The organism is Koromonas soli (genome assembly GCF_059726265.1).
The window spans coordinates 1287477-1303145 of sequence record NZ_AP040872.1; the positions used below are offsets into that span (position 1 = coordinate 1287477).

Below are 15669 nucleotides of genomic sequence, written 5' to 3' on the forward strand. Positions count from 1 at the left end.
CGACGGTTGCAGAGAATTCAGTGGAAGTGTCGCATGCGGGGAGCGGCACTTCCTCCGTAAAGAGTGACTACTTCTTTCGGGTTTGCTTCTTTGCGGATCTCCGGGCGGGCTTCGTGGGGGCGATGCGATTGATGTGCTGCTCGAGCTCGTCAATCCTCTTCTTCAGGTCGGCGACCTCGGTGTTATTGCTCAGCCCGGGCGCGGGAACGGAACTGGCGGAAGCGTCAGACTCGGGTGCCGAGGTAGGAGGAGTATGGGCCTGACCTCGCTGCGTTGCTTGCTGCATCATGTTTTGCAGAAACTCAAGTGGTGCCATCGCGGGTTGCGGCATATGAGGGATCATGGAGCGGTACATATTTGTAAGCGCTGACATGTAGTTCATCGCGCTCTCCTGTGTGGCTTTGCCCGAGGCCACAACCATCTCCCTGAGAACATCGAGCGGAAACACGGAATTCGGAGCCTTTGCCTGCTCGACAATGATCAACGTAAGTATCAGGCGGGTAATGTCTTCGCCCGTTGCAGCATCGAGAACCTGGACATCGTGGCCGTCCTGGAGCGCCCTGGCGATCTCGTCGAGATTGACGTACCGGCTGTGTGTAGTGTCGTAAAGTCTTCTATTTTCGTACTTTTTGATGACGATCTTCTTGCGTTCCATTTTGTCGTCTTTTGCCGTTGACAGGAGGCCGCAGTCGAAGCATACTGCAAATATTGCTGCATCGCAGCATGAATTGCGGCATCCAATGAAATGTGGACTTATAGGTCCCCTAGGAGAAAAACATGACCGCTGCCTTTGAGTCAAACAATACTTTCGCGGACCTGCTGCAGAAGGGGTTCGAACAGGTTTTAGAAGCCAGCAAGAGCTCGCTTGATTTGGCCGTGAAGTATAACAACGAAGTTTTGGGAGCGACGCGCAAGGCCCTGAATCTCTCTCCGAGCACGCCCGGCTTGAACATGTTCGATGTTGCGGGTAAGGCATTTGAGAATTACGCCGAGTTGCAGAAAAACATTCTGGACATCGTTGGCGAGCATGGAACGGCAGTGAGCGGCGCTATCCGCGAGGGCGGCAAGGCTGCTGCGGAGATGACCGCAAACGCTCAGGCACGCTTCCACGAGTCGGTCGAGCGCACGGCTGCGGCCCACAAAGCTGTACTGGATTTTGCTGCAAAGCAGAATAAACAGGTCGTGGCAGCCCTGAAGCAGCAGGAAGGCATTGCCGGAACGCCTCTGGTTGAGACGGCCGACGCGGTTGAGCGCGGAATGGATGCGCTCATCGAAGCTCAGAAGCAGTCGGTAGATGTTGCCGCAAACCAATTGAAGTCAGCCACCAGCGCATCGTAATCGAAGCGCTGAGCGGCGAATAGCCCGGACGCAAGCTTTCTGTAATCAGAGAAGCTTGCGCACCGGGCCTATTTTTTTGATCGATTATTTGGATCGTTGAGACAGCCATTCATCGATATGCGGCCAGGTACGCTTCGATGCACCACTGCCCGCCATAACTCCAATGTGCCCGCCAGCTACTCGATAGACTTCCTTGTCAGGGCTGCCCATCTTTGCAATCGCAGGCTCGGTTTGGCACGGCGGTGTTATGTGATCGCTCTCGGCGATGATGGCCAGCAGGTTGGCCTTCACTTTGGCAAGATCCACGCGCTCGCCGCGTATTTCCAGTTCGCCTTTCATAAGGCGATCGTTACGGTAGAGATCGACGATCAGTTGACGGAACGCGCCGCCAGCGATGGGAATGTTGTCCGTCACCCAGGTGTTCATGGCGTGCCAGCTCTCGACGATCTTGGGGTTTTCGAGGTTATCCCACAGACGGAGATAGTTGCCAACGTAGTTCTCCACTGGTTTCAGGGCCTTGGCCCCATACTCAATCATCTCGGGAGGCATGTTTCCGAAGGCGGCAAGCACTCTGTCGATGTCGAAATAGCGCTCATCGGTCCAGCGGGCAAAGGTGATCTGTTCCTTCTGCGAGAAATCGAGGGGAGCTGTGAGCAGGAGAAGGTTCCGCAGACCATCATCCGGACGCAACGCGGCGTAGATGGAGGTGAGAATCGCTCCGATGCACCACCCAAGCAGGCTGAACTCTTCTGAACCCGAGATGGCCTTCATCTTGCGAATCGCTCGCGGCATGTACTCGAGGGTGTAATCGTCGAACCTAAGATTCTTGTCTTCGATGCCCGGAGAGCCCCAGTCGAGCAGGTACACGTCATAGCCTTGCTTCACCATGAACTCCACAAAACTTGCCCCGGGCCGCAGGTCAAGGATGTAGGGGCGGTTCATGAGCGCAAAGACGAGCAGCAATGGCACAGGATGCCGCTGCTCTTTTGGAACCTGAGGGATGTAGTGATAAAGCTTAGCTTTGTTCAGCGTCCAGACAACCTCTTTTGGAGTTTGCGCGATCGGCGCTGACGTGGTCATGGCCTTGGTTAGGGTTTCGAGTTTCTTTTGCATGGCAACGAACTCATTCGTTTCCAGCGTATCCACGGGCATTTTACCTGGCTCCCTTTTTTCTTGACTTGCTTGTCGATTGAGTTGGATGCGGAGTGTCGATGTGTGCGGATTGAGGTCCGAGTTTTGCGATGAACTGCTGGATCTGGTCCAACTTGCTGTCCATGTCGTCCAACCTCATTTCGAGGCTGGTGAGCCGGTCAGCGAGGGAGACAAAGTCAGGACGTGTCGGCATGCTCAACTGTTGCAGTGCGTTGATCATCGCCTTTTCGAGCGAAATCCGGAGCGGATGCGAGGCTGCGAGATAGGCATCGAGCGCCGCTCCCGAGTGCTTGGCATAAGCCTCGGTATTCACCATCTCGTTCATCGCCTTTGCCCACACATCCATGTACGCGTCGCGCATCTTGAGCACTTGCTCAGCCGGGTCCTGCTTTTTCTCACTCTGTTCTTCGCTCATTCAAACCTCCGGAGTGCTGACATGAACCATCATCACTCAGCAGAGTGCTTTTCTTCTAGTGCACGCAACTGTTCACGAGCTTCTTCCACACTTTCATAGATGTTGGCAGAGGTTTTTTCGTCACCGAGAACAGCTCCCAATTGCATCCGAAGGAAAGCGCTGGTGGTATAGCGGGTTACTCCGGAATACATATCCTCCATCAAGCCCTTTACCATTGTGCTATAGGGATCGATGAGCTCGGGGAGAATCGAAAAGTTATCGTAGTTGACAATGGCATAGGTCTTGCCGGGAGCGTCACTCAACTTCTCGCGCACGAGCTGCCCGATGCGAGTCACCTGATCGATGCTGCGGATGGAAAGCCCTTCGAAGTTCACGAAGAAGAGATTCTGCTCCTGATCGTAGACGAACCGGTTTTCGAGCGGTACTTCCTGGAAGAAGCTGCGCAGGTCCATGAGCTCGGGGCGGAAGATGCGGGGATCCATGAGCTGTGGGCTGCGCACAATTGGCGCAAAATCCATGTGGGCCAGAATGTGCTTGTCGATATCGACGCCGGGAGCAACCTCGATGAGCTCGAGTCCGCCCTCAACCAGTTTGAAGACGCAGCGCTCGGTAACGTAGAGCACTGGCTGGCCACGCTGGAGAGCGTACTTGCCGCTGAAGGTGCGATGTTCGACTTGCTCGACGAACTTGCGCGACTGCCCTTCACGCAAGATGCAGAGCTCACCATTCTTGATTTCAACTTCGAGTTTGCCCGCAGTAAAGGTTCCACAGAAGATGAGCCGTTGTGCATTCTGGCTGATGTTGATGAATCCGCCGGCACCCGCGAGACGGGGGCCAAAGCGGCTGACATTCAGGTTGCCCTCTCGGTCGGCCTCGGCCAGACCAAGACACGCCATGTGAAGACCTCCACCATCATAGAAGTCGAATTGATAGGGCTGGTCGATGATGGCTTGGGCATTGACGGCCGCGCCAAAGTTCAGTCCGCCCGCGGGCATGCCTCCGATTACACCGGGCTCTGCAGTGAGAGTAATCAGGTCGATTATCTTTTCTTCGTTTGCGACGTTGGAGATCCCCTCGGGCATGCCGATGCCGAGATTTACGACGCTGTTCGGGCGCAGCTCAAGGGCGGCACGACGAGCGATAATCTTGCGAGCCGAGAGCGGGATGGGTGCGATCGCCGCCATCTTGACACGTATCTCGCCGCTGTACGAGGGGTCGTATTGCGAGCCGAACGTCTGCCAGTGGTATTCCGGCTTTTCGGCGACCACGACGCAATCGACCAGCACGCCGGGAACCTTGACCTGACGCGGATTGAGGGTGCCACTCTCGGCAATACGTTCGACTTGCGCGATGACAAGACCGCCTGAATTATGAGCGGCCATTGCGATGGCAAGCACCTCAAGCGTCAGAGCTTCTCGCTCCATCGTGATATTCCCCTCGGGGTCTGCCGTGGTGCCACGAATGACGCCGACGTTCACAGGCATAGCGTGGTAGAAAAGATACTCCTGTCCGCCAAGGGTGATGAGCTCAACGACGTCCTCGGTGGTGCGTGCATTGATCTTGCCGCCTCCGTTGCGCGGATCTACGAACGTGCCAAGGCCTACTCGCGTAATGTGTCCTGGCCGGTGCGCGGCAATATCGCGAAACAGGTGAGAGATGACGCCCTGCGGCAGGTTGTAAGCTTCAATCTCGTTTCCGATGGCCAGACGCTGCAGTTTAGGAACGAGTCCCCAGTGTCCTCCGATTACTCGCTTGACTAGCCCCGGATGGCCAAGATGATTGAGGCCGCGTTCCTTACCATCGCCCTGTCCGGCAGCGTAGAGCAGAGTGAGGTTGCGTGGCTTGCCAAGTGGCGGGCCTAGACTTTCAGGGGCAAGATAGAGGTCCTCAAGGGCAACGGCTATATTTTCGGCGAACCCAATGCCGACAAAGCCTCCCGTTGCGACGGTGTCGCCATCGCGAATCAGGCGCACTGCATCAGATGCGGAGACTACCTTTTCACGTTGCGGCGGGCGATTTGCGCTCACCATCGGATGGGTCTGCATGGAAGCGACAAGCGGGCTCTTCGACATTAGCGGCTCTCTCTAGCCCCGAGGCTCAGATGGGCAGGACATCATACTGCAGAACTGGCCTGGGTGAAGAATGATGAAATCAGGCGACTTTTGCGCCGGGCTATGCGATTACGCGGGGGAGTAGAAGGTTTGCCGCCGAACGATAATTTCGAAACTTTGTTCCCGGAGGTCACCGCACGGAAATCTATTGCACCTGAGATGGCGCAAAGATGCGTCGCACGCGATTTCGAAGCGACTCATACGGGTTCTTGCCGAATCGGAGTCGGCACCACATTCCGAGGCGAGTTTCACCGGGAAGGAAGGTGATACGAGGGACGAGGTGGAGGTCCGTCCCGAGGTGCAGTAGCCCTGGCCAGGTGGTGAAGGCCATCTCGAATACCTGCCGCGCGGCGGAGCGTGTTGCGGGATCGACTCCTCCAAATGGGTAGGCGAATGCGACAGGTGGCTTGCCGAGAATTGATTGCAACTCAGAATGGCAGTCGCCGATCTCTGCGCGGATTTGCTCGCTGGGGATCAACGGAAGCTCCGGGTGCGTGCATGAATGCCCGCCGAACTCGATGCCTCGCACAGACCACTCCTGGATCTGCTCTCTGGTCATCAGTTCAAAGGTGGGCCGGCCAGCTTTTCTGTCCCAAACATTCGTAGATCCGATATAGCGCGTTACCACCATGCACGAAGCGGTGAACCCGTGCCGCTCCAGGATCGGGAATGCATTTCGGCAAAGGTCCGCGTATCCGTCGTCGAATACAAGCATCAAGGGACGTCGAGGCAGTGTGCCATTAGCATTGCGCCAGTTAAGCCAATCTGCTGGACGGATCGTCGTGTAGCCAAGCCTCGAAAAGAAGCGAATCTGTGATTTAAATGCGGCAATGGGAGTTGTGAGTCCTGGATACTCGCCTGGTTTCGGTTCTCCGACATTGTGGTACATGATCACTGGAACCTGTGCAGCGAAATCAGCTTCGAACTGCTCCCATGAACCTGATTGCTGGATAGCGCCCTTTGCGTGAGCCAGGACGGAGCGGGCCTTGAGAAGCCTCTTTGCGATAGAGGTGAAAGGTGGAACGCGCGACAGAGACAGAGCAACTGAGTAGCTGGGGCGCAGAAGAGGTTCGGTCATCTTATGACTTCGCGCAAGATGCCGTCTGAGAGTGCGAGTGAACACATTGCCGCGGTTGAACTGGGCAGCGTTGGAGACAGGTTTGAATTCAGGATAAGCCGAAGCGAGGATTACCTCGTAGCGGCCCAGATTCTCAGCGTCGTGAAGCATGTCGTTGGCGCTTTTTGTGAAGACCTCGCGCACGATAGCTTTGCTCGCGAAGCAAGGCCTATAGCCCGCTTTCCATAAGCGCACGCCAGCCTCTATGTCGTGAATGCGTTTGTAATTAGTGTTGAATGGAAACTCAAGCGCGGCCTTTCTCGCAACCGAAGAATTGGCGCACAGCATCATGTCAGTGCGGCGAGGCCCGTACGTGAGCAACCGCTGGTACTCGGCGTTCTCGAGTTCGTATTGCAGCGCGGCGGGGATGGACGCTGGCAAGTCAGGATAAGGAAGTGTTGCACCGATCACGACCAAGTTGCTGGCATTAGCTTGCGCCTCGAAATGTGCTGCAATGAGTCCGGGATCGCAAATACAGTCATCGTCGATGAATAGGACGAACTTACCTGCTGCCAGAGTCACACCGGTATTCTGCGCTGCGGCTTGTCCTTGATTTACCTGCGTTCTAACCGTGTAATGGCAAGCGGGTGAGAATTGACGAAGAACGCTCCGCGTTCCGTCACTGGATCCGTCGTCAATAACAATCAATTCATAATCGTCGGCAGGGAAGGCTTGTGCGGCGAGGCTTTCAAGGCAGCGTTGCAGCAATGGCCTTCGATTGAACGTCGTGACGATGATGGAAACCTTCGGGTAGAAGTCGGAAAGGTGTTTCGTCACAACTGTTCCTTAACTGCTCGAAGTAAGACGGAAACCTCAAAGTTTGGATCGTGGTAGTCCAGTTCTTCCTGTGTTAACTCCTCCAGAGCCAATCCATGCAGGAAAGCGATCGCGGTAAGGACATTCCCTCGTGACTCTACTTCAATGTGCGTAGCAGGGAAGACTTCCTCAAAAACGCGACGTAGAGAAAGGCGCGTGAAGCGCCAATAATCGCCACAGTAGTTCATCTCATCTTCTGCGATTTGAGCGATACCAGATACGGTGACAAGCACGCATCCGCCCGGTTTGAGGATGCGGTGAACATTGTGCACAGCAGCCGGGAGGTCGTAGATGAAGTTGAGCGCCTGTGTGAGGATGATGCAATCGAACGTGCCGGATGGGATAGCATCGCACGAAGTCAGGTCGGCGACGATTGTCGCAGGAGCATGATCGCGGCGAACGTCCAGAATGTCCGACTTCGTGACTTGTATGCCTCCGAAGCGCCGCGTGTACTCATTGTCCGAAAGCTCAAGCACATGTCCTTTGATATCGGCGGCGTGCTCCTGAAGAAACTTTTCGATGTAGTAGCGATCGATGTAGGTGCCACGACCCAAGCCAAACCCAGTGTGAATAGGCGTCACGCGGCGAAAGCTTCCGAAGCGTATGCATCTGTATGGAGGAAACTCAGAACCGCGTATGTATGTCATCCGTAGCCATCGCCGAACTGATGCGGGCAGGATACGCTTTGCGATGGTCTTCAACATCATGTTGCCGGCTCCGTCGCGCTGGCCTGTGGTGCTGAACGACGAGAGAAGCTGCTATGAGCACGTGAAGCAAGGGTCTGGAGGATGGTCGAAGTGCTTTGTTCTATACGGCGCAGTTTGCGAATGATGTCGAGTATGCGAAGCGGGCTCAGGTTGCGTATTCGGGCGCTCGCCCAATCGTAGTAGAGGGAAGTCAGTTCATCCCGCAACGTCTGGCGCATTTCGCAGGCGCCGAGTTGTGGATTAGAAAGCATTGTGTTTAGAAGGCGCTCTCCGCACGCATATACCTTGTCCTCGCGGCTGCAACACATATCCGTCAGGCGCGAGACGTTGGATGAACGATCAATAATGACAAGCGGCGAGGCGACATAGCAAAACCTTGTAATAAACGCGAGGCGGAAAATGAATTCACGGTCTTCTGCGATCTCCAGCGACTCATCGAAACCTCCAAGTTGCAGCAGAAGCGAGCGAGAAGCTACAAGCGTTGGGGTACAAAGCGCGTACTGATGGGGCAAGATGTAGCTGTGGGGATCATCGATGGTTCCGCAGTAGGTTGGGGTGGGCAGTCCTGATTGCTCGAATGCGGTGATGTTGGAAGTCGTGTATTGGCCATCGGTGAAGCATGCGCCAAAGCCGGTTCCAAGCTTTTCCAGTACCTCCATCTGTCGCTGCAACTTTGCGGGATGCCAGACATCGTCTGAATCGAGGAAAGCAATCCATTCGCCGCGAGCAGCGTGGATTCCAGCATTGCGTGCAGAACTCACGCCACGATTGCTTTGGTAAATGTAGCGAATGCGAGACTCGTAAGACCGGAGGCGCAGACCAGTGTCATCGGTAGAGCCGTCATCGATCACTATGATTTCAAGTTCGCGAAACGTTTGTCGAAGAACGCTCTCTATGGCGCGGCACACCAGTGTTGCGCGGTTGTAGGTTGGAATCACCACGGAGACGTAGGGTGCATTGGCGGCCACAGCGATGTTCATAGAGCATCCTCAATCTCAGGTTCCACGCCATCAGGCAATAGATTGATCGATGTGAATACGCGACGCAAAGAGCAGGGAAGTCCTTCCCATGAGACGAGAGTGAGAATCGCTCGTACCGATGAGACGGCACTTAAGAACGTCAGCGCGATCGCCAACGCTGTAGCCCAAAGAAATGGCAGGACGTAAAAGCCACAAAATACTGTGGCGATCAACGTGAACAGAAACAGCGCAGTATTGCGATTCACGGAAGAGCAGCGAAATCCGCTAAGACGGCGAGCGGCTGTCAGCAATGGAAGAGCATAGAAAACATTGGCGAGGAAGAATGCCATTCCAGCACCATTCAATGAGAAATGGCGAACACATAACCAGGCCAATGGGATGCTCAAAACTCCAAAGGCCAGCTCGGTTACGAAATACAGGAGACGGCGGCCCTTCGCAACGATCATGTAGCTGAGGGGCCATGTGATGACCTGGAGCAGGGTGCCAAGGGTGATCCAGCGAAGAACACCGGCTGCCTGACCGAACTTGGAACTGTAGAACAGAAGAATTACCAGCGGGGCGAAAGTCAGGGTGGCGAGCACTCCTGGTCCGCCGAGGAGAATGCCGATCTGGATTTGCTCGTTCAGGAGGCGATTGCATTCTGCATTGTCATCGGCCACAGCGGTGAGACGTGGGTAGAAATCAGCTCCCATTGCCTCGAGAATGAAGCCAACATAGAGAAAACCTACCGTCCAGGCAGACTGATAGTAGCCGGTCGCCGCAGGGCCGCAAATGCGCAATAGGATCATACGCGTCGCGTACGCGGTGCCGCCGTGGACGAGACCGCTGGCCATAAACACGATGCCGAGCCTGAGCAGATCGTAGGCTTCCTGCCGGACCTGGGATGGACTCATCGGGACGGAGGGAACTAGCGTCTTATTTCCGTACCACATCGATGTCAGGAGCGTCACCAGCGCTACGCCGACGAGCGAGGGGACTACACCGCGGTCTCCGAGAACATAGACAAAGCAGACACTAACAACGGTGCCGCAGAAGGCAGTGAGGACCGTGATCCTGGCGAGGTTCTGAACTTGTCCCCTGCCGTGGACCAACGCGCTCTGGCCATCGGAGAGCAAGTGAAAAAAGACAGCGGCAGAAAGCAGCATAATGGCGCTGGCATGCTCATGGGTGCCGAAAGTGATGCCGGAGATTTGGCGCGAAAAGAGAACGAGCACTGCAGCGCCAAGAGCAGCAAGGAGATAAGAGGTTCTGCGGAGTACGGTGGCAGTTCTAGCGATTTGTTGTGATTCGTTAGATCCGGCGGCGTGCGCAATCTGCCGAACTCCACTGCTGTAAATGCCCATTCCCGCCATAGACTGAGCAAAGCTTGCGATGGATCCGAAGATGCCGAACAAGCCGAATCCAGCAGGCCCAAGCAGTAGCGCCATCACCTTGGTTCGGAAGGCGCCGATTAGGAGATTGAGTACAGATGAACCGCCAATCCAGGCCGAAGAGGCAACAATACGATTGTATGTGGGCTCGCTTGTTTCCTCAGGACCGGTGATTGTAGCCAGATCTGACATGCGCTTAGGGATCTGCCAGGCGTTGCAGAGTGCTAATCAAGAGTCTGGACAAGCGTGGCCTGATCACGGGGCGATCTCGCAATACTTAAGGCTTTCAGAAATGCGATCTACGCGATGGCACAGCAGACTGGCAGAGATGAAGGTAGTATAACATTGGGCAAGTTGCTCCCAGCCCGCGATTGCGCATGCAAGCATCCATTGTCATTCCTACCTATAACCGCCGCGATCTGGTGTTGCGGACGCTTGCGTTGCTCTCTCAGCAAGACGTTCCATCTAACCTGTATGAGATTGTCGTTGTCGTGGATGGTGGCTGCGATGGAACCCCGGACGCAGTGCGCGATCTGTCGGTGCAAAATCTGAGAGTCATAGAACAGGAGAACGCTGGACCTTCCGCAGCGCGAAACGCAGGGGCCCAGGCCGCGAACGGGGAGGTTCTGATCTTTGTGGACGACGACATGCAATGCACGGCAGGGTTGGTGCGAGCGCATGTGGAGTTCCATGCAAAGCGCATGAGCGACGTGGGCATGGGGGCGATCTATGTCGCTGCGGCGCAGACGGATTGCCTGGCAAGCGCGTATTTCAAGAATGAGTTGGGACGGGTGTTTCTTGAGACGACCGCGAGTGGCACTGGCTTCGTGCCGCAAGGGTTCTGGAGTTTCGCTAATACCTCGATTCGCAGAGAGGCGTTTTTTAGAGCCGGCAGGTTTGACCAGGATTTTCGAATGCGTGAGGACGCTGAACTGGGTGCTCGGCTGTCGGCTGCGGGAACGCGAGCTCGCTTCGTCCCGGACGCAATCGCATATCACACTTGCAATAAGAGCGCGGAAGAACTTGTGCGAGAGGCGATAGCGTTCGCAGAGGCCGATGTGGCTTTCATACGCAAGCATCCTGGCGTGACACCCCACGCATTCTTCCAACGCATTGAGCAGGATTCACGCTGGAAGCGGCAGATGAGAAATGTGCTCGCTGAGAATATTGGTATGGCAGATGTGTTCTTGAGGGCTGCTTGCAACGCCAGCAGGCGAATGTGGAGATTTGGCGCAGTACGCCGTATGGGAATCAAAGCGTTGCGGATTCGCTGTGGCTTGCACTGGTATTGCCGGATGCGCGAACTCGGAAATTACACCGGTGCGTGCAAACTGTCCTGAAGCAGAAGAGGCGATCTGCGACCTACTCTCGGCATCTGGTGCCAGAGACGACGTCCATCAGCAATGATCCTGAGTTTGTCTTGCAATGAAAGATAGGGAGTTTCGAAATGCTCTCTTGCAGTGCTTGCCTGTTTGCGAAGGGTACGTCCCATGAGATGCCTTAACAAGTGACTCCGAGTTTGCGGGAATTCGGCCCATAGCAGATGGGCATAGGCTATGGCGTTCACAAGATTGGCACGGTGAAATCGATATCTCTCGCCGAGTTCGATTGGATATGGATGCTGGACCAGCGCGTGTGGGGTGTGCACGCAACGATAGCCTGAAAGAACGAGTTGAAAAAAGGAGAAGTGCTCCTCGGCTGAGTTGAGAACTGCGCCGCGCCCAAGGCGCTCATCGAAACCGGGGAACAGTTCGAATGCTCTGCGGCGGAAACACATATTGCAGCCGTCGCCGATGCCGCCAAAGTTTGTCAGCGAAAACCACCGGGGCGTGTTCCGGCTGACCACAAGCGATGAACAACTCGTGTCACTTGTTTCATAAGGATATTGCTGGGATGAGACGCCGGGCCTGGTCAGCATTTCACCGGCTACGGCCATAACGTCCGGCGCGCAGAATTCCGCTCTCAACGCACTGAGCCAATCACTGCACGGGCGGGCGTCATCATCGGTGAATGCTATTAGTTCGGAGGTGCAATGGCGCACTGCATCATTGCGGGCGCGGCTCAGGCCAACAACGGGGCTATTGAGATAACGGGCTCCATTTCTCCGCGCGGCTTCACGTGTGAGGCCGCCTGGAGGTCCGTTTTCGACCACGAGGACTTCGAAATCAGGGTAGTGTTGTTGCGCAATCGCCTTCAGGCACCCTTCCACTTCCTGAGGACGGTTGCGAGTGCAAACGACAACCGTAGCACTCAGTACCGGATTGGGTTGAGGGTGACTCACATCAAATGCGTGGGGACGAGAACAGGGGCCCTGCGGCGGGAGCATCGGTTCTCGCGAGCCCTGATTTTACATAACCCTATCCAACAGGATGTACCGCAAGCCGTTCGGCAGCAGCCATCAGTGCCTTCTGCAGTCCCGAAAGGTGCTCGGACGTGCTCAGATAGCTGATGATCATCATGCGCAGCACGCTCTCACCCCGAACATGCGTGCGACTGATCCAGTAGCGGCCGTCGCGATTGAACTCGTCGATAAATGCTTGGTGGGCGGCTTCTGCATCCGCCGAGTTCGTTCCGCGCAGGCGGAAATTTAGAACAGGGAGGGTCTGGGGCGCCGCAAGTTCGAAGAACTCGGAAGCGTTGAACCAATCACACATCTGGGCGGCGAGTTCCATTTGGCGCTCGATCATCTCTTCATAAGCCTTGCGACCGTGGACGCGCAGCGTGAGCCAGAGCTTCAGGGAATTCATGCGACGTGACCACTGCGCACTTACCTTGAAATTGTCGATCATGCTTGGGCGCGCGATGTTCGGCATGTAAGGCGACGATACGGAGAAGGTCTTCTCGAGGAGCGCGGGATGGCGAGTCAGGATTAGTCCGGCAGCAAACGGCATGGAGAGCCACTTGTGAGGATCGACCGTGATCGAGTCGGCTCGTTCAATGCCGGTAAGTAGATGGCGGTAGCGATCGCTGAATGCAGCGGCGGCACCGTAAGCTCCATCCACATGCAGCCAAAGCCCATAGCGCTCGGCAATGGTGGCCAGAGCGTTTAGGTCGTCGATGGCTCCGGAACTGGTTGTGCCCGCTGTGGCGACAATGCAGAAGGGAACAAAGCCGCACGCGTAATCGGCCTCAATCTGCAGGATGAGACGAGCGGTGTCGAGCCGGAGACTATCGTTAACCGGAACCCGGCGGAGCGCCTTGCGACCCAAGCCTAGCAAGCCTGCCGATTTTTCGAGCGAATGGTGCGATTCGGCGGAAGCATAGAACACCGGACGCGCGCCGATCGTGGCAATTCCGTCCTCAATTGCGTGCGGGAACTGATTGCAGATAGCGAGTGCTAGCGCGGTGAAGTTGGCTTCGTTTCCACCACTCGTGAAAGTGCCATCGCAGGGGACCGCGTCCGGCGGAGCGGAAACGTCGCCTATGTTTTTGTGCCATCCGAAGCGTGAGGCGACCCAGCCAACCGTTTCGGCCTCGAGTGTGCTTGCAAACTGTGATCTGGCGAGGGAAGCAAGCTGAGGGTTGAGTGCTGAAACCAGGGCTTCCGCCAAAACCGCCATGTAGGTGGGAGTGGGATTCATCAGGCCAAAGTAGTTGGCCGCAGGAATGTGGAATCCCTTGTCGATCATTTCCTTGCAGAGATCATCGAGAACACACGCAGCGTCGGAGCCCAACTCGGGCAACGGTTGAGGCACGTGTGTAACGCTACGCTCAGAGGCGGTAGGCTGGACGGCTCGATTGTTAAGGGAAGAGAAATACTGATCGATTCGATCGATAAGCCGATAGCCGAGCTCTCGGCGTTCTTCACTGCTGAAGTCAAATCCCATTGGGTACTCGCTTCTTCATCACCCGGACAAAACCACTCAATAGCTCAACCCCAACTGGCGGTGGCTGGCCATGCGCTAATAGTAGATCATGGCGCGGGGAAATCGATGCAAATAGATGCAAATAATCGAGGGAGGGGGTGTTCTGAGGGCGGAAAACGAGGAATTTAGCCCAAAGGTGGCCTAGAGACACCTGTTCTCAAGTGGAGGGGGATCTGTGCAAGGTTTGTGAGCGGCGCTGCAGTGGCTTGCAGCGCCGCTCACACTTACGCCTGTTCGGAGCCGGCGGCTTCAGCTCGTTCTGCGTCCTTCTTTTCAGGGCGAAGCTGCGGGAACAGAATCACGTCTCGAATGGAAGTGGATCCGGTCAACATCATGGTAAGGCGATCGATGCCGATGCCTTCGCCTGCAGCCGGGGGCATACCGTAGGAGAGCGCTCGGATGTAGTCTTCGTCCATCTGATGGGCTTCATCGTCGCCGCGCTCGCGCTCGGAAAGTTGCTGCTCGAACCGGCGTCGCTGCTCCTCAGGATCGTTGAGCTCGCTGAAGGCGTTACCCAACTCCATTCCGGCTACGAAGATCTCGAAGCGTTCGACGAAATCGGGCTCCTCGGGCTTGTTCTTGGAAAGCGGGGAAATGGCGACAGGGAAGTCGTAGATCATCGTCGGCTGCCAGAGATGTTCTTCTGCTACGGCCTCGAACATGTCGGCAATTGCGCGTCCGGCAGGTTCGTTGGGATCGTAAGGGATCTGAACCTTCGCGCGCTGCAGACGTCGCACCAATTGCTCAATCTGTTCGCTGCTCTTGAAGTGTTCCATCGTGGGCGCTTCACCGGCAACTTCAGGCCAATACTTGATGATGGCTTCGCGCATGGAGAGGCGCTGGAAGTTGCTCCAGTCAATTTCGCGTTCACCGAACTTGTTGACCAAGGTTCCGTTCACGTCCAAAGCGACCTGCTTCAGAAGCTCTTCGGTGAGATCCATCAGGTCGTGATAGTCGGAGTAAGCCTGATAGAACTCGAGCATCGTGAACTCAGGGTTGTGACGCGTCGAGACCCCTTCGTTGCGGAAGTTGCGATTGATTTCATACACGCGGTCGAGGCCGCCAACGACAAGGCGCTTGAGATAAAGTTCAGGCGCGATGCGCAGGAAGAGATCGATATCCAGCGTATTGTGGTGCGTCACAAACGGCCGTGCTGCAGCGCCTCCGGCGATGGGCTGCATCATCGGCGTCTCAACTTCGATGTAGCCGCGGGAATCTAAGAAGCGGCGGATCGACTGCACGATTCGGGCGCGTTTTGCGAAGACTTGGCGAACCTCGGGATCGATGAGATCCACATAGCGCATGCGGTAGCGCAACTCGACGTCGGTGAGGCCGTGGAACTTCTCCGGCATCGGCAGAAGATCCTTGGAGAGGAAGGTGAGATCCTCGACGTGAACGCTGAGCTCTCCAGTGCGGGTGCGGAAGAGATAGCCCTTGACGCCAACGTGGTCGCCGATGTCGAGCAGCTTATAGAGATCCCAGAGCATGTCTCCGACGGCGTCCTTCTTGACATAGACCTGGAGCTTTTCGCCACCTTGCTGCAGGTGGGCAAAGCTCGCCTTGCCCATCATGCGTATGGCAATTAGGCGTCCGGCAACCGAGACATTCACGCGCTCGGCCTCTAGTTGCTCGCCCGTGCTGGCAGAGTATTCAGCCAGAATCTGAGGCACCTGATGGGTACAGTTGAACTTATGCGGGTAGGCAGGCTGACCGAGAGCCTCGATCTGCTGCAGCTTTTGCTTGCGTAGCTGATAAATGTTTTCGTCTAGGGACACAGGAAAATTGTATAACAGCAGA

Annotated in this window: 13 protein-coding genes; 2 read left to right on the top strand and 11 right to left on the bottom strand. The window is 55.9% G+C overall.

What is annotated here, in order from left to right; genetic code table 11:
• Positions 1–67: 67 nt before the first annotated feature.
• Positions 68–655 carry a polyhydroxyalkanoate synthesis regulator DNA-binding domain-containing protein gene (locus AC6IY8_RS05575; protein WP_497777729.1) on the bottom strand — a complete coding sequence of 196 codons (588 nt, stop codon included), beginning with the start codon at positions 653–655 and terminating at the stop codon, positions 68–70.
• Between the two features lie 122 nt (positions 656–777).
• Here AC6IY8_RS05575 and AC6IY8_RS05580 point away from each other — a divergent pair, with 122 nt between their 5' ends.
• Positions 778–1338, top strand: coding sequence for a hypothetical protein (locus tag AC6IY8_RS05580; protein WP_497777730.1), 561 nt, complete (start codon positions 778–780; stop codon positions 1336–1338).
• Positions 1339–1422: 84 nt separating this feature from the next.
• Here AC6IY8_RS05580 and AC6IY8_RS05585 read toward each other — a convergent pair whose 3' ends face one another.
• From AC6IY8_RS05585 to AC6IY8_RS05615, 7 genes are all read right to left on the bottom strand, one after another.
• Entirely contained in the window at positions 1423–2490 is a 1068-nt protein-coding gene (locus tag AC6IY8_RS05585; RefSeq protein WP_497777731.1) for a PHA/PHB synthase family protein, read from the bottom strand.
• Position 2491: 1 nt separating this feature from the next.
• Positions 2492–2905 (bottom strand): hypothetical protein, encoded by a 414-nt coding sequence (locus AC6IY8_RS05590; RefSeq protein ID WP_497777732.1) that lies wholly within the window; start codon positions 2903–2905, stop codon positions 2492–2494.
• A gap of 32 nt (positions 2906–2937) precedes the next feature.
• Entirely contained in the window at positions 2938–4977 is a 2040-nt protein-coding gene (locus AC6IY8_RS05595; protein WP_497777733.1) for an acyl CoA:acetate/3-ketoacid CoA transferase, read from the bottom strand.
• 184 nt (positions 4978–5161) lie between these two features.
• The gene (locus AC6IY8_RS05600) at positions 5162–6910 is read right to left on the bottom strand and encodes a glycosyltransferase (protein WP_497777734.1); all 1749 of its coding nucleotides are present in this window, start codon (positions 6908–6910) and stop codon (positions 5162–5164) included.
• Positions 6907–7530 carry a class I SAM-dependent methyltransferase gene (locus tag AC6IY8_RS05605; RefSeq protein ID WP_497777735.1) on the bottom strand — a complete coding sequence of 208 codons (624 nt, stop codon included), beginning with the start codon at positions 7528–7530 and terminating at the stop codon, positions 6907–6909. The genes AC6IY8_RS05600 and AC6IY8_RS05605 overlap by 4 nt, the downstream gene beginning before the upstream one ends.
• A gap of 122 nt (positions 7531–7652) precedes the next feature.
• The gene (locus AC6IY8_RS05610; RefSeq protein ID WP_497777737.1) at positions 7653–8636 is read right to left on the bottom strand and encodes a glycosyltransferase family 2 protein; all 984 of its coding nucleotides are present in this window, start codon (positions 8634–8636) and stop codon (positions 7653–7655) included.
• Positions 8633–10198 carry an O-antigen translocase gene (locus AC6IY8_RS05615; protein ID WP_497777738.1) on the bottom strand — a complete coding sequence of 522 codons (1566 nt, stop codon included), beginning with the start codon at positions 10196–10198 and terminating at the stop codon, positions 8633–8635. Before AC6IY8_RS05615 ends, AC6IY8_RS05610 begins: the two co-directional genes overlap by 4 nt.
• 185 nt (positions 10199–10383) lie before the next feature.
• On the opposite strand from AC6IY8_RS05615, the gene AC6IY8_RS05620 reads away from it, so the two are divergent.
• A complete protein-coding gene (locus AC6IY8_RS05620) occupies positions 10384–11346 on the top strand; it encodes a glycosyltransferase family 2 protein (protein ID WP_497777739.1) in 963 nt (320 codons plus the stop codon).
• Here the strand turns inward: AC6IY8_RS05620 and AC6IY8_RS05625 are convergent.
• The 3 genes from AC6IY8_RS05625 to lysS form a co-directional block, all read right to left on the bottom strand.
• Positions 11319–12287: a glycosyltransferase family 2 protein gene (locus AC6IY8_RS05625; RefSeq protein ID WP_497777740.1), complete on the bottom strand. Its 969-nt coding sequence runs from the start codon at positions 12285–12287 to the stop codon at positions 11319–11321. The two genes, AC6IY8_RS05620 and AC6IY8_RS05625, sit on opposite strands and share 28 nt — an antisense overlap.
• A 76-nt stretch (positions 12288–12363) precedes the next feature.
• Complete coding sequence (locus AC6IY8_RS05630; RefSeq protein WP_497777741.1) at positions 12364–13833, bottom strand: pyridoxal phosphate-dependent decarboxylase family protein; 1470 nt, start codon at positions 13831–13833, stop codon at positions 12364–12366.
• Between the two features lie 263 nt (positions 13834–14096).
• Entirely contained in the window at positions 14097–15647 is a 1551-nt protein-coding gene (gene lysS / locus AC6IY8_RS05635; protein ID WP_497777742.1) for a lysine--tRNA ligase, read from the bottom strand.
• Positions 15648–15669: the final 22 nt, after the last annotated feature.

Coding starts and splice junctions, on each gene's coding strand:
- AC6IY8_RS05575 (WP_497777729.1), bottom strand. CDS start 655: ATGGAACGCAAGAAGATCGTCATCAAAAAGTACGAAAATAGAAGACTT.
- AC6IY8_RS05580 (WP_497777730.1), top strand. CDS start 778: ATGACCGCTGCCTTTGAGTCAAACAATACTTTCGCGGACCTGCTGCAG.
- AC6IY8_RS05585 (WP_497777731.1), bottom strand. CDS start 2,490: ATGCCCGTGGATACGCTGGAAACGAATGAGTTCGTTGCCATGCAAAAG.
- AC6IY8_RS05590 (WP_497777732.1), bottom strand. CDS start 2,905: ATGAGCGAAGAACAGAGTGAGAAAAAGCAGGACCCGGCTGAGCAAGTG.
- AC6IY8_RS05595 (WP_497777733.1), bottom strand. CDS start 4,977: ATGTCGAAGAGCCCGCTTGTCGCTTCCATGCAGACCCATCCGATGGTG.
- AC6IY8_RS05610 (WP_497777737.1), bottom strand. CDS start 8,636: ATGAACATCGCTGTGGCCGCCAATGCACCCTACGTCTCCGTGGTGATT.
- AC6IY8_RS05615 (WP_497777738.1), bottom strand. CDS start 10,198: ATGTCAGATCTGGCTACAATCACCGGTCCTGAGGAAACAAGCGAGCCC.
- AC6IY8_RS05620 (WP_497777739.1), top strand. CDS start 10,384: ATGCAAGCATCCATTGTCATTCCTACCTATAACCGCCGCGATCTGGTG.
- AC6IY8_RS05630 (WP_497777741.1), bottom strand. CDS start 13,833: ATGGGATTTGACTTCAGCAGTGAAGAACGCCGAGAGCTCGGCTATCGG.